The organism is Blastomonas aquatica (assembly GCF_014639875.1).
In the GTDB taxonomy this organism is placed as follows: Bacteria; Pseudomonadota; Alphaproteobacteria; order Sphingomonadales; family Sphingomonadaceae; genus Blastomonas; species Blastomonas aquatica.
In genome coordinates, this window is record NZ_BMGD01000004.1 from 152,572 (window position 1) to 165,348 (window position 12,777).

Sequence of the window (12,777 nt, forward strand, 5' to 3'; positions counted from 1 at the left end):
TGGCCGGTTTTGCACATATTTTCGCGCATAGGCTGGCGCATCGAAACCCGGTTGCCGGGCATCGGGCGCAGCTTGCTTGAATGATAGCCTCGATCACCTATAACCAGCCCATGAAAGCCATTTCGATACCCGTACTTGCAATGCTGATCGTCGCCGGTTGCGCCGATCCCGAGCCGACCGAACGGCGCGCGCCGGGCGGTCAGGCCGCCGGAGAGCGTCTGGGCGCCTCAGAGGCGAGCCCGACCGCGCGTCCGGTGACCATTGGCGAGGGAGGCGCGCGGTTCGCCGCCTGCCAGGGGCGTGGGCGCGTCGGCGGATTGCGCGGGGATGAACTGCCGGTACGCGACGCACCGTTCGAAGGCGCCAGGCAGGTCGGCGCGCTGACCGACGACACCGAGGTGTTCGTCTGCACCCGTAGTCTTGACCAGCAATGGCTTGGCGTCGTTGTCGGACAGTTCCCCGCAAGCTCGGCAGTACCACAGGGCGCTGCAGCGCCACCTGTGGATGATACGGGACCTGCTGCAGCGCCCGCGGTCGAGTGCGGGGTAACGCGGCCTGTCCGCACCAAGCAGCCCTATTCCGGCCCGTGCCTTAGCGGCTGGGTGGAGAACACCTTCGTGGCATCGGTCGCCAACTGATCGCCCGGCCCTTCGATATAGCGCGATTGTTGCTTTCCACGCGACGCCGCTCTGGGCATAACCTCCCCAAGCAAGCGGCAAGCAAGCCGCCGGGAGAGGCCTTGGATGGATATCAGCGCACAGCTCGAACGGGAATTCGGCAACTGGCCCGGGATCGTTGCCGAATGGGGCAAGCAGCGGCCCGATGCGCTCGCGCTCGATGATGGCGAAACCCAAATCAGCTGGGGCGAACTTTCGGCGCGGATTGACCGGATGGCAGTGCAACTGCTCGACGATGGGCTGCAGCGCGGGCAGGCGGTCGCGATCCTGGGCATCACCGGTATCCCTTATGCCCTGGCCTATCTCGCCGCAATCCGCGCAGGCGGATGCGCCGCGCCGCTGACCACCAGTGCGACCCCGCGGCAGCTCGCCAACATGCTCGCCGATTCGGGTGCGATCCACCTGTTCATCGATTCCGAAAAGCGCAGCGAACTGCTGACAAGCGAGGTGGATCTGGGGTCGGCGCAGCACATCATGCTCGATAGCGCTGGCACCGACGCGCCGGCGCTGGGCGAATGGATGGCCGCCCAGGGCGCCGTGCCAGACATCGCGCCGCCGCTCCCCGGTGATGCGTTCAACATCATCTATTCCAGTGGCACCACAGGCACGCCCAAAGGCATCGTCCATTCGCATGGTATGCGCTGGCGGCAGTCGGTTACCGGTTTCCAGGCGATCTACAGCGAAAACGCGCGCTCGATCCTTTCGACGCCGCTCTATTCGAACACCACGCTGGCCGTTTTCCTGCCGACGATCGTGCATGGCGGTATGGCGCGGCTGATGGGCAAGTTCGATGCCGGGCAATGGCTGGACGCCGCCCAGCAGATGCGCGCCACGCACACCATGCTGGTGCCGGTGCAGTATCAGCGGCTGATGAACGATCCCGGTTTCGATGCGCACGATCTGTCCTCGATGCAGATCAAGTTCTGTACCAGCGCGCCGTTCAGCGCCGAACTCAAGGCCGAGGTGCTGCGCCGCTTCCCTGGTGGTCTTGTCGAAATCTACGGGATGACCGAGGGCGGGGTGGTGTGCATGCTCCAGGCGCATAATTTCCCCGACAAGCTGCACACTGTCGGCCAGCCGGTGAAGGGCCACGACCTCAAGGTCATCGACGAAGAGGGCAACGAGCTTCCTCCCGGATCGAAGGGCGAGATGGTCGGCCGCTCGCCGACGATGATGAGCGGCTACAAGAACCAGCCCGACAAAACCCGCGACATGGAGTGGCGCGATGCGGACGGCAATCTGTGGTTCAAGATGGGCGACATCGGGATCGTCGACGAGGACGGCTTCGTCCAGATCGTCGGCCGCGCCAAGGACATGATCATCTCGGGCGGATTCAACATCTATCCCAAGGATCTCGAGGAAATCCTGATGCAGCAGCCGGGCGTCGCCGATGCCGCAGTCGTCGGGATGTCATCCGAGCGTTGGGGCGAGACCCCGGTCGGTTTTGTCGTCGCAGCACCGGGCGCGCCGCTGGACCTCGATGCGCTGCTGGCGAACGTCAACGCCGAACTCGGCAAGACCCAGCGCCTGTCCGCGCTCCACCCGATCGACGAGCTGCCTCGCAGCCACATCGGCAAGGTCCTGAAGACTGATCTGAGGGCGATGCTGGCTCAGACTGCAGGCTAGACTTGGCGTGCTGCTCAAACTATCGGCAGACGCATGACCATAGCCCATGACGAATCCGTTCTGATTGTCGATTTCGGCAGCCAGGTGACGCAGCTTATCGCACGCCGGGTGCGCGAGGCGGGGGTATATAGCGAGATCGCCCCGTTCAGCACCGCTGAGGCGGCGTTTCATCGGCTGAAGCCCAAGGGGATCATCCTGTCCGGCAGCCCGGCATCGGTCATCGACGAAGACAGCCCGCGCATTCCTGATGTCATCCTGCAGTCCGGGTTACCGATCCTGGGCATTTGCTATGGCCAGCAGGTGATGACCAGGCAGCTTGGCGGCAACGTCGAGGGCGGCGGCGACAAGGGCGGCGAATTCGGCCGTGCCTTCATCGAGATCACCGATCGCTGCCGCCTGTTCGACGGGCTGTGGAAGGAAGGCGAGGCGCATCAGGTCTGGATGAGCCATGGCGACAAGGTCACCGAGCTTGCTCCCGGCTTCCGCGCGGTCGCATCTTCGCCAGGCGCGCCGTTCGCGGTCATCGCCGACGACGAGCGCTGCTTTTATGCGATGCAGTTTCATCCCGAGGTCGTGCATACCCCCGATGGCGGCAAGCTGATCGCCAACTTCGTGCGCCACGTTTGCGGATGCCGCGGCGACTGGTCGATGGCCGAGTTCAAGGCCGCCAAAATCGCCGAGATCCGCGAGCAGGTCGGCAAGTCACGCGTGATCTGCGGGCTTTCCGGCGGAGTCGACAGCGCGGTCGCAGCCGTACTGATCCACGAGGCCATCGGTGACCAGCTGACCTGCGTGTTTGTCGATCATGGCCTGATGCGGCTGGGCGAGGCGGACCAAGTTGTCAGCCTGTTCAAGGGCCATTACAACATTCCGCTTGTGCATGTGCAATGCGAAGCTTTGTTTCTGGGCGGCCTCGCCGGGGTCACCGATCCCGAGCTCAAGCGCAAGTTCATCGGCAAGACCTTCATTGATGTGTTCGAATCCGAAGCCCGCAAGATCGGCGGCGCCGAGTTCCTGGCGCAGGGTACGCTCTACCCTGATGTGATCGAAAGCGTGTCGTTCACCGGTGGGCCTTCGGTGACGATCAAGAGCCACCACAATGTCGGCGGCCTACCTGAGCGCATGAACATGAAGCTGGTCGAACCCTTGCGCGAACTGTTCAAGGACGAGGTGCGCGCCTTGGGCCGCGAACTGGGGCTGCCTGATGTGTTCGTCGGTCGCCATCCATTCCCCGGACCCGGCCTTGCCATCCGCATCCCCGGGGAGGTGACTCGCGAGCGTTGCGATATCCTGCGCAAGGCCGACGCTGTCTATCTTGACGAGATCCGCAACGCCGGGTTGTATGATGCGATCTGGCAGGCGTTTGCGGTGTTGCTGCCGGTCAAGACCGTGGGCGTGATGGGCGATGGCCGCACCTATGACAACGTATGCGCGCTTCGCGCCGTGACCAGCACCGACGGCATGACGGCGGATATCTATCCGTTCGATTCCAGCTTTCTTCAACGCACCGCGACGCGGATCATCAACGAGGTCAAGGGCATCAACCGTGTGGTCTATGACTACACGTCGAAGCCGCCGGGCACGATCGAATGGGAATGAACGTCGGGATCAACGCAGCCGCTTGACGAACAGCCCGCCATTGTCGCGGCGCTCGGTGGTGAACTGGGGCGAGGCTTCGAACATGTCGAGCAGGCGCGGGAAGCCGTGGTTGCGCACGTCGAAGCTCGACCGGTTGCCCGCGATCTTGCCGACTTCGCTCAGTGAGGCAAAGCCGCGTTCGTCACGCTTGCTCGCCTGATAGGCGTCGATCAGCAGCTGGATCACGTCCTCGTCGATGCTGGCGCCGCCCGCTGCGGGCTTGGTATCCGGCTTCGCATTTCCTTTAGCGGCGGCGGCACTGTCGGCTTTCTTCTCCGCTCCCTGCACCTTGATCAGCGCATTGACATCGATGAAGCGGGTGCAGGCCTGCTTGAACGCCTCGGGCGTTTTGTCGCCGCCAAAACCGTAAACCGGCAGCCCGTCCTGGCGAATGCGCTGGGCGAGCGGCATGAAATCGCTATCCGAGCTCATGATGCCGAAGCCGTTGACTCGGCCACGAAACAGCAAGTCCATCGCGTCGATGGTCATCTTCATGTCGGTCGCGTTCTTGCCCTTGGTCAGATCGAACTGCTGCTGCGGTTCGATGCCGAACTTGTGCACGATATCTGCCCAGCCCTTGAGCGCGGGCTTGCGCCAGTTGGCGTAGGCGCGGCGAATGTTCACGGTGCCCAGCTCTGCCAGAACGGTGAGCACCGGGTCGATCCCGGCGGGGCTGGCATTGTCTGCGTCGATCAGCAGCGCGATGTTTGGAGGTATTTCCTTGGTCATGCCTGAAATTGGCCGCTGAGCTGATCAAATGCAACGGCTCATGGCACCAGCCATTGCCCTTGCCATGCCCCGTCAGCCGATTTGCGGAACATTGCCCGACGGTGCCCGGTGTGCGCGAGGTGGAGAAACTCGATCGTATGAACTTCCGCCATCAAAAGCGCGAAATTGGGCCGGCCGGGAGCTACCTCCTTCTCGTCCTCGGGCTTGCGACCTTCGATGTCGGCGGCAAGCCCTGATACTGCCACGTCCGAAACTGTCCCCGGTGCAGGGTCGGCAAGATAGCACCGCTTTGCAAACAACGTTGCCTCGGCCCAGGCGTGGTCGGCGGCGGGCGTGTCGGTTTCCACGCGTGCTGTTCCGGTCAGCCTGAACTGCCGTTTGGCCCCCGCGTCATATCCCAGAATCGATACCGGACTGCCAGCACCGACCTGATCGGCCTTCGCTGCGCGGGAATCGGTATGGAAACGCAGGGTCGCAGTGGCACGATCAAACGCGCGCAGCACCATAACCCGTTGGCTCGGCGCGCCATCGTGCGCAATCGTCGCAACAACCGGGGTGTGCATCGCGGCCCGCCGATCCTTGGCGGCGCGACCAAGCCGTTGCCAGACATCGGCCAGCACGGCATCGAGATCGTCTGCAAGGTCGAGCAAATTAGCGGCTTCCATCATGTCCCCATTCGTTGGTGCGGCGCAGGCCGGGCCGCCTCGCGCATAGGTGTGATCGCCGCTTCGCTTTTACCAGTGGAAGTGCGTTCAGGGCTGCGCTAAAGCGCGTGCATGAATGAAGTCACCCCCATCGAAAGCCCAGAAGGTCGTCCCGCCCGTGTCCGCAAGCCGGACTGGATCCGGGTGCGCGCACCCACCAGCAAGGGATTCAATGAAACCCGCAAGCTGATGCGCGACCTCAACCTCAACACCGTCTGCGAAGAAGCCGCGTGCCCCAATATCGGCGAGTGCTGGACCAAGAAACACGCCACGGTGATGATCCTGGGAGATGTTTGCACACGCGCCTGCGCGTTTTGCAACGTCAAGACCGGCATGCCCCGCGTGGTCGATCTCAAGGAACCGCAGCACGTCGCCGATGCGGCTGCGCAGATGGGGCTGCAGCACATCGTCATCACCTCGGTCGATCGCGACGATCTGGCCGATGGCGGCGCCAGCCAGTTCGTCAAGGTGATCGAGGCTCTGCGGCGCACTACGCCCGATACCACGATCGAGATCCTGACGCCCGACTTCCGCAACAAGCACGAAGCCGCGGTCGAGGCGATCGTCACTGCGCGTCCCGATGTCTACAACCATAACCTCGAGACGGTGCCCCGGCTCTATCCGACCATCCGCCCGGGCGCGCGCTATTATGCCTCGCTGCGGTTGCTCGAAACCGTAAAGCGGCTCGATCCTTCGATCTTCACCAAGTCCGGCGTCATGCTGGGACTGGGCGAAGAGCGGCTGGAAGTGCATCAGGTGATGGATGACATGCGCTCTGCAGATGTCGATTTCCTGACGATGGGCCAATATCTGCAGCCGACACCGCGGCACACCAAGGTCATCGATTTCGTCACCCCCAAGGCGTTCGATGCCTATGCCGCGATCGCGCGCGCCAAGGGCTTTTTGCAGGTCGCATCAAGCCCGCTGACCCGCTCGAGCTATCACGCCGGCGAGGACTTTGCCGAAATGCGCGCCGCGCGCGAGGCAAAGCTGGCGCGGCAGGCGGCGAGGTAGAGGTAGACCCATGCCATCGCACCGCGAGACCCGGTACCTGCAATGGAGCCCCGATCAGATGTACAATCTGGTCGCCGATGTGGCGCGCTATGCGGAATTCCTGCCCTGGGTGATCGCGACCCGGGTGAAGTCGGACACCGATGTCGAGATGGTCGCCGACATGGTCGTCGGCTTCAAGCAGCTCCGTGAGAAATTCACGTCGCTGGTACGCAAGGTTCCAGGCCAGCGGATTGAGGTCGAATATCTCGATGGACCGCTGAAAAACCTCGAGAATGTCTGGCAGTTTGCCAGCGACGGCAAGGGCGGCTGCACCGTCGATTTCTACGTCTCGTTCACCTTCAAGAACCGGCTGTTTGAAACGCTGGCGGGGCAGTATTTCGACCGAGCGTTCCGCAAGATGGTTGGCGCGTTCGAAACCCGGGCCCAGGAACTCTACGGCAACAACAGCTCGAGCGCCGCCATCGCAGCTTCCTGACGAATTTCGGCGCGGCTGAGCGTCGGATCAAAGTTCTTCTGCTCGGCGCTGATGTCGTTTTCATTCTGTCCGCGGATCGCGCACGCAAACACCACGGTTCCGACTGGCTTGGTTTCGGTACCACCGCCTGGCCCTGCAACCCCGGTAATTGCAACCGCAACATCAGCATCCGAGTGCTTGAGCGCGCCACGCGCCATCGCCCACGCTACTGCGGGAGAAACCGCACCGAAGGTATCGACCAGCTCGGCGCTGACCCCCAGCGACTCGATCTTGGCGTCATTCGAATAGGTCACGAAACCGCGATCGAGCACATCCGAGCTCCCTGGAATCTCAGTGATCGCAGCCGACACCAGGCCGCCGGTGCAGCTTTCCGCCAGCACAATCCGGCGTCCGATGGCTGCGTTTTCGGCCACCACACGCGCGGCAAGGTCCGTCAGAGTCGGTGGCAGCAGCGTTTTCACTGGGTAACGTCCTTGCAAATCTTGAATGGATTTTTTGACGATTCGCCGGGCTTCTTTGAAGATTCGTCGAGCTTCATCAGCGCGATCAGCAGCTTACCCATATTTTCAGGGGGAAGCGGTTCGAGCGCGCTGTAGAAATCATCGACTGCCCTGCAGTCCTGGGGCTTGACCTCCTGCTCGACCAAGCTTGAAATCGCAGCGGTCATCAGCGGGCGGATCAGCTGCGGATCGGTGCCCGGGGGCAGCGGCAGTTCAACCGCAGCCATAAAGGCGCGCCCCGCACTTGGCCATGCCCGGTCAGCAGCAGGCTGATACACCTGCGCGATCCGGGTACCCGATCTGGCCAGAGCCGAAGATGCCGGAAGGTGCGGCAGGCAGGCACGGCGTGCGCTGGCCAGCGCGTCCGGCAATGCGGCGACCGCAACCGACTGAGCATCAGTTGACGTCAGGCATGCTGCGGTTTGGGCAGCGACGGTGTTGCCAGCCAATGCGCCCGTCATCGCAAGCAGAGCTGCCGACCGGGTAACCAGAGTGTATCGTGTCATATTGCGTGTCCTGTAGGGTTATCCGGCGACCATGATGCTGGCCGCCGCCTGTGCCGCGATTCCTTCGCCGCGCCCGGTGAAACCCAGACGTTCGGTCGTCGTGGCCTTCACCCCGATCTGGTCGGGGCGCAGCTGGAGGATATTGGCGATGCGTTGCTGAATGGAAGCTTTGTGCGGGCCGATTTTCGGTTCCTCGCAGATGATTGTGAGATCGATGTTGGCGATTGTGCCCCCCTTCGCCTTAACCAATGATGCAGCGTGTGCGAGAAATTGCGCCGAATCTGCGCCCCGCCATTGCGGATCGCTGGGAGGAAAGTGCTCGCCGATATCGCCCAGCGCCAACGCACCCAGCAGCGCATCGGTGATGGCATGCAACGCGACATCGGCATCGCTGTGTCCGGCCAGACCCTTGTCGTGCTCGATCCGGATACCGCCCAGCCACAGCTCCTCGCCGCTGGCGAGGCGGTGGACATCATAGCCGATCCCGGTGCGGACCATCATCGACGGTGCGGATGGAGGGACAGGGGCGTGTGGCACAGCAAAGTCCTCGGCAAAGGTAATCTTGGCAAGCGCTTCATCGCCTTCGACCAATGCGACGGCGAGGCCATGCGCGCGGGCGATCTGGCTGTCATCGGTCGCGGCTTGGTCCGATGGCCAGGCGAGATGCGCAGCCAGCACGGCATCGAAGTGAAACGCCTGTGGGGTCTGGATCCGCCAAAGATGCGCACGTTCGACGGCCTGCTCTATGACGCCGTCGGCACCGCGGGCGATGCTGTCGACGACGGGCAGCACAGGCACCGCGCCGGGATTCTGATCCAGCGCGACATTCAGCCGGTCGAGCACATCGACCGACAATTGCGGGCGTGCGGCATCGTGAATGAAAACACGGTCCGCGCCGCCCCGTGCCGCGATCGCCAGCAGCCCCAGCCGGACCGAATCGCTGCGCTCAGTACCGCCGGTGACGAAAAAGATATCGTTCAACTCGGCAAGCGCGGCCTCGGCCAGCGCGGCCTGCCCTTCGCCGATGACGACAAAGATCGCCGGCGCGGCATCCCAGGCCTCAAAGGCTTCGGCGCTATGGCGCAGCAGCGGCTTGCCCTGATAATCAGCGAACTGCTTTGGAATATCACCGCCAGCGCGCAGACCCTGGCCCGCCGCCACGATCAGGGCAGCGAGGCGAGGGGTGTCGCTCGAAAGGCTGGGCGCATCGTGCATCGGGCGCGGGCAATAGACCAAGTGCCGCTTGCCCGCCAGTCGCTTTGCGATTATGGGCCTGCCTAAATATTAGGCACATTTGATCATGACGCACAGCCCAGCCCTCAAGCCGATCAACATCGGTTCGCTCCAGATCGCCGAGCCGGTGATCCTGGCACCGATGACCGGCGTGACCGACATGCCGTTCCGCACGTTGGTGCGGCGCTATGGATCGGGGCTCAACGTCACCGAGATGATCGCCAGCCAGGCGATGATCCGCGAGACCCGCCAATCGCTTCAAAAGGCCGCGTGGCACCCGGTCGAAGAGCCGGTGTCGATGCAGCTTGCAGGATGTGGCCCCAAGGAAATGGCCGAAGCCGCCAAGCTCAACGAAGACCGCGGCGCGGCGATTATCGACATCAACATGGGCTGCCCGGTCAAGAAGGTGGTCAATGGCGATGCCGGGTCGGCGCTGATGCGCGATCTACCGCTGGCAGCAAGCCTGATCGAAGCAACAGTCAAGGCGGTCAAGGTCCCGGTGACGGTGAAGATGCGGATGGGCTGGTGCCATGACAGCCTCAACGCGCCCGAACTCGCGCGCATTGCCGAAGACCTGGGTGCACAGTTGATCACCGTCCACGGGCGTACCCGCAACCAGATGTACAAGGGCTCGGCCGACTGGGCATTCGTCGCCAGGGTCAAGGCTGCGGTCAAGCTGCCAGTGATCGTCAACGGCGACATCTGCGGCGTCGAGGATGCCCGCACCGCGCTGGAACAAAGCGGCGCGGATGGCGTGATGATCGGGCGCGGAGCCTATGGCAAGCCCTGGCTTCTGGGGCAGGTGATGCATGCGCTGCGCACCGGAGAAACGCTGCCCGATCCCGATCTCGACGAACAGTTTCATCTGATCATCGAGCATTATCACGCGATGCTCGCGCATTACGGCAGCGACGTCGGCGTCAAGATCGCGCGCAAGCACCTGGGCTGGTATACCAAGGGGCTGACCGGATCGGCCGAACTGCGCAACAAGATGAACCAGATCGACAATCCCGATACGGTGATCGCAATGCTCGGCGAGTTCTATCGCCCATGGCTGCGCCGCGCCGCCGCCTGATGGAGCCGCTGACCGGACGGGCTCCCGATGCCGCCGCACAGCTGCAGAGCCTGCCGATGGCGGTGGTCATGCTGCATGCCGATCGGTCGATTGCGGCCGCAAATGCTGCTGCGGAAAACATGCTCGAGCAGAGCGCTCGCCGGCTGATCGGCAGGCCATTGTCCGAGTTCCTGCGGTTCGATGACACGCGCATCGCTCTGGCGCTCGACCAACCCGACACCAATCTGGCGGCGCATGGCATGCGCGTGCAGATCGGCCGCTACAGCGTCCGCAAGGTCGATATCTCGCTCAGTCCGGTGGGGGAGGGGTGGCAGTTGCTGGTGCTCAGTGAATCGGGCGCAGGATCCCCGCTTTTCGATAGCGAACCATCTGCCGAAGGGTTTGCGGTGCGTGGGCCGGATATTCTGGCGCACGAAATCAAGAACCCGTTGGCGGCCATCAAAGGCGCCGCGCAGCTGATCGAACGCCAACTCGACGGCGCTGGGCGGAGGCTTTCCGGACTGATCACTGCAGAGGTCGATCGCATCGCCCTGTTGATCGACCAGATGCAATCGCTGACCCGGCGTACAGCGGCCCCGGTCCAGCCGTGCAACATCTACGAACCACTGGCGAGGGTGCGCGAGATCGTCGAGACCGCGCATCCCGGTTCGGTGCGCTTTGTCGAGCAGTTCGATCCGTCGATCCCGCCGGTGCTGTCAGACGTCGACAATCTGGTGCAGGTACTGCTCAACCTGATCACCAATGCACGCGAGGCGATGGAGGGGCAGGAGGATGGCTGCATCACGCTGACCACCAAGTTCGTGTCCGGTGTGCGGCTGCGGCTGTCGCGGAACAACAGCTACATCCGGTTGCCAGTGGAGGTCCGCGTCAGCGACAATGGTCCGGGCATCGATGCCGATATTGCCGAAGACATCTTCTCGCCTTTCGTCACCACCAAGAAGACCGGGCAAGGGCTGGGCCTCGCGCTGGTGCAGAAGCTGGTGCGCGACATGAACGGGCGGATCGTCCACGAACGCGATGCCCAGGCTGGGCTGACCAACTTCCGGCTGTTTCTGCCACTCGCCGCTCAGGAGAACCAGACGTGATGGGAAAATCCGTGCTTCTGGTCGAAGACGATCGAGCGATCAGCCAGGTGATCATGGCAGCGCTTGAGGCTGAGGGCTGTGCGGTCGACCATTGCACCTCGATAGCCCGGCGCAATGTGCTGATCGGCACCAAACGCTATGCCGCGATCCTGACCGACGTGATGCTCGAAGACGGCGATGGCATCGCGACGCTGGACGTGGTGCTCGAACGCCACCCAGAGACGCCGGTCATCGTCCTGTCGGCACAGAACACGCTCGATACCGCAGTGCGCGCCAGCGAGGCGGGGGCATATGAGTATTTCCCCAAGCCGTTCGATCTGGACGAGCTGATCCGCGCGGTGCTGCAGGCGATCGCCCGCAGCGGCGACACTGGGGGCAACCTGGATGCCGATCCCGCCGATAGCGGGCTGCCGCTGGTCGGCCGCAGCGCGCCGATGCAGACCGTGTACCGGATGATCACCCGCGTGCTGCGCAACGACCTGTCAGTGCTGATCCTGGGCGAATCCGGCACCGGCAAGGAGCTTGTGGCCGAGGCGATCCATCAGCTGGGCCATCGCAAACAGGGGCCTTTCGTGGCAGTCAACATGGCTGCCATCCCTGCCGAGCTGATCGAATCCGAGCTTTTCGGGCACGAGAAGGGGGCGTTCACCGGGGCGGTGGCGCAATCCATCGGCAAATTCGAACAAGCCCATGGTGGCACATTGTTTCTCGACGAGATCGGCGACATGCCGATGCAGGCGCAGACCCGGCTGCTGCGCACATTGCAGACCGGGCGAATCACCCGCGTCGGTGGCCATCGCGAAATTGAGCTCGATGTGCGCTTTCTGGCGGCGACCAACAAGCCATTCGGCCCGCTGATCGAGGCAGGACTATTCCGCGAAGATCTGTATTACCGGATCAATGTCGTTCCGATTGAGCTTCCGCCCTTGCGCGAACGGCTGAGCGACATCCCGGCGCTGGTCGAGCATTTCCTTGCGCTTGCGGTGCACGAGGGTCTCCCGCGGCGCAGCTTCAACGAAAACGCGATCGCCGCGATGCAGCGGCGTAACTGGCGCGGCAATGTGCGTGAACTTCGAAACCTAGTGTTCCGTGCGGTCATCATGAGCCGCGACGATCAGATCACGGCGGAAGCCTTGGGCAGCATCTTTACCGAACCGGCGCTCGGCGGCGAACCCCGGCGAGAGGAGAGCGATTTTATCCAGGCGGTCACCCGGTTCCTGCTCACCGAACGGCCCGAGCATGGTACGGTTTATGATCGGGCTCTGGCGGCCTTCGAAATTCCGTTACTGCAATCGATCATGCGCCAATGCGATGGCAATCAGGTCAAGGCTGCCGCGATGCTGGGCATCAACCGCAATACACTGCGGAAAAAACTGGTCGAACACGGGCTTGCCAGCGTCTAGCCGACACGAGCGATCGACACCCGTGCGTTGAAGCGGGTGCAATATGCGGCGACAATCGGGGGTTACAAGCGAAACCCCTTGTATTCTGGCAACGCAACTGTTGTAAACTGAC

General features: G+C 63.0%; 13 protein-coding genes. 8 read left to right on the top strand and 5 right to left on the bottom strand.

Annotated features, from left to right (window positions below):
- Positions 1–110: 110 nt before the first annotated feature.
- The 3 genes from IEW00_RS12555 (at position 111) to guaA (ending at position 3,902) form a co-directional block, all read left to right on the top strand.
- Positions 111–638, top strand: a complete 528-nt coding sequence (locus IEW00_RS12555) for a YajG family lipoprotein (RefSeq protein WP_188514758.1) — start codon at positions 111–113, stop codon at positions 636–638.
- Positions 639–743: 105 nt separating this feature from the next.
- Positions 744–2,303 (top strand): class I adenylate-forming enzyme family protein, encoded by a 1,560-nt coding sequence (locus IEW00_RS12560; RefSeq protein WP_188514759.1) that lies wholly within the window; start codon positions 744–746, stop codon positions 2,301–2,303.
- Positions 2,304–2,336: 33 nt separating this feature from the next.
- On the top strand, positions 2,337–3,902 hold the full coding sequence (guaA, locus tag IEW00_RS12565; RefSeq protein WP_188514760.1) for a glutamine-hydrolyzing GMP synthase: 1,566 nt from the start codon (positions 2,337–2,339) through the stop codon (positions 3,900–3,902).
- A 9-nt stretch (positions 3,903–3,911) separates the two neighbouring features.
- On the opposite strand, the gene IEW00_RS12570 is transcribed toward guaA, so the two are convergent.
- Together IEW00_RS12570 and IEW00_RS12575 are read right to left on the bottom strand one after the other, a co-directional pair.
- Entirely contained in the window at positions 3,912–4,670 is a 759-nt protein-coding gene (locus tag IEW00_RS12570; protein WP_188514761.1) for an NYN domain-containing protein, read from the bottom strand.
- 38 nt (positions 4,671–4,708) lie between these two features.
- Complete coding sequence (locus tag IEW00_RS12575; RefSeq protein ID WP_188514762.1) at positions 4,709–5,338, bottom strand: pyridoxamine 5'-phosphate oxidase family protein; 630 nt, start codon at positions 5,336–5,338, stop codon at positions 4,709–4,711.
- A 108-nt stretch (positions 5,339–5,446) separates the two neighbouring features.
- Between IEW00_RS12575 and lipA the strand changes: the two genes are divergently transcribed.
- Positions 5,447–6,388: a lipoyl synthase gene (gene lipA, locus IEW00_RS12580; protein ID WP_188514763.1), complete on the top strand. Its 942-nt coding sequence runs from the start codon at positions 5,447–5,449 to the stop codon at positions 6,386–6,388.
- Between the two features lie 10 nt (positions 6,389–6,398).
- On the top strand, positions 6,399–6,863 hold the full coding sequence (locus IEW00_RS12585) for a type II toxin-antitoxin system RatA family toxin (RefSeq protein WP_188514764.1): 465 nt from the start codon (positions 6,399–6,401) through the stop codon (positions 6,861–6,863).
- On the opposite strand, the gene IEW00_RS12590 is transcribed toward IEW00_RS12585, so the two are convergent.
- Genes IEW00_RS12590 through IEW00_RS12600 form a run of 3 tightly spaced genes read right to left on the bottom strand, consistent with a single transcriptional unit; the run spans position 6,821 to position 9,084 of the window.
- Entirely contained in the window at positions 6,821–7,324 is a 504-nt protein-coding gene (locus IEW00_RS12590; protein WP_188514765.1) for a CinA family protein, read from the bottom strand. The genes IEW00_RS12585 and IEW00_RS12590 overlap by 43 nt on opposite strands.
- Positions 7,321–7,869 carry a hypothetical protein gene (locus IEW00_RS12595; RefSeq protein ID WP_188514766.1) on the bottom strand — a complete coding sequence of 183 codons (549 nt, stop codon included), beginning with the start codon at positions 7,867–7,869 and terminating at the stop codon, positions 7,321–7,323. Before IEW00_RS12595 ends, IEW00_RS12590 begins: the two co-directional genes overlap by 4 nt.
- 18 nt (positions 7,870–7,887) lie before the next feature.
- On the bottom strand, positions 7,888–9,084 hold the full coding sequence (locus IEW00_RS12600) for a bifunctional 2-C-methyl-D-erythritol 4-phosphate cytidylyltransferase/2-C-methyl-D-erythritol 2,4-cyclodiphosphate synthase (RefSeq protein WP_188514767.1): 1,197 nt from the start codon (positions 9,082–9,084) through the stop codon (positions 7,888–7,890).
- 85 nt (positions 9,085–9,169) lie between these two features.
- Here IEW00_RS12600 and dusB point away from each other — a divergent pair, with 85 nt between their 5' ends.
- Genes dusB through IEW00_RS12615 form a run of 3 tightly spaced genes read left to right on the top strand, consistent with a single transcriptional unit; the run spans position 9,170 to position 12,665 of the window.
- Positions 9,170–10,177, top strand: a complete 1,008-nt coding sequence (dusB, locus tag IEW00_RS12605; RefSeq protein WP_188514768.1) for a tRNA dihydrouridine synthase DusB — start codon at positions 9,170–9,172, stop codon at positions 10,175–10,177.
- On the top strand, positions 10,153–11,262 hold the full coding sequence (locus IEW00_RS12610; protein WP_229737019.1) for a two-component system sensor histidine kinase NtrB: 1,110 nt from the start codon (positions 10,153–10,155) through the stop codon (positions 11,260–11,262). The genes dusB and IEW00_RS12610 overlap by 25 nt, the downstream gene beginning before the upstream one ends.
- Positions 11,262–12,665, top strand: coding sequence for a sigma-54-dependent transcriptional regulator (locus IEW00_RS12615; protein WP_188514932.1), 1,404 nt, complete (start codon positions 11,262–11,264; stop codon positions 12,663–12,665). The genes IEW00_RS12610 and IEW00_RS12615 overlap by 1 nt, the downstream gene beginning before the upstream one ends.
- Positions 12,666–12,777 lie beyond the last annotated feature (112 nt).

Coding starts and splice junctions, on each gene's coding strand:
- IEW00_RS12555 (WP_188514758.1), top strand. CDS start 111: ATGAAAGCCATTTCGATACCCGTACTTGCAATGCTGATCGTCGCCGGT.
- IEW00_RS12560 (WP_188514759.1), top strand. CDS start 744: ATGGATATCAGCGCACAGCTCGAACGGGAATTCGGCAACTGGCCCGGG.
- guaA (WP_188514760.1), top strand. CDS start 2,337: ATGACCATAGCCCATGACGAATCCGTTCTGATTGTCGATTTCGGCAGC.
- IEW00_RS12570 (WP_188514761.1), bottom strand. CDS start 4,670: ATGACCAAGGAAATACCTCCAAACATCGCGCTGCTGATCGACGCAGAC.
- IEW00_RS12575 (WP_188514762.1), bottom strand. CDS start 5,338: ATGATGGAAGCCGCTAATTTGCTCGACCTTGCAGACGATCTCGATGCC.
- lipA (WP_188514763.1), top strand. CDS start 5,447: ATGAATGAAGTCACCCCCATCGAAAGCCCAGAAGGTCGTCCCGCCCGT.
- IEW00_RS12585 (WP_188514764.1), top strand. CDS start 6,399: ATGCCATCGCACCGCGAGACCCGGTACCTGCAATGGAGCCCCGATCAG.
- IEW00_RS12595 (WP_188514766.1), bottom strand. CDS start 7,869: ATGACACGATACACTCTGGTTACCCGGTCGGCAGCTCTGCTTGCGATG.
- IEW00_RS12600 (WP_188514767.1), bottom strand. CDS start 9,084: ATGCACGATGCGCCCAGCCTTTCGAGCGACACCCCTCGCCTCGCTGCC.
- dusB (WP_188514768.1), top strand. CDS start 9,170: ATGACGCACAGCCCAGCCCTCAAGCCGATCAACATCGGTTCGCTCCAG.
- IEW00_RS12610 (WP_229737019.1), top strand. CDS start 10,153: ATGGCTGCGCCGCGCCGCCGCCTGATGGAGCCGCTGACCGGACGGGCT.
- IEW00_RS12615 (WP_188514932.1), top strand. CDS start 11,262: ATGGGAAAATCCGTGCTTCTGGTCGAAGACGATCGAGCGATCAGCCAG.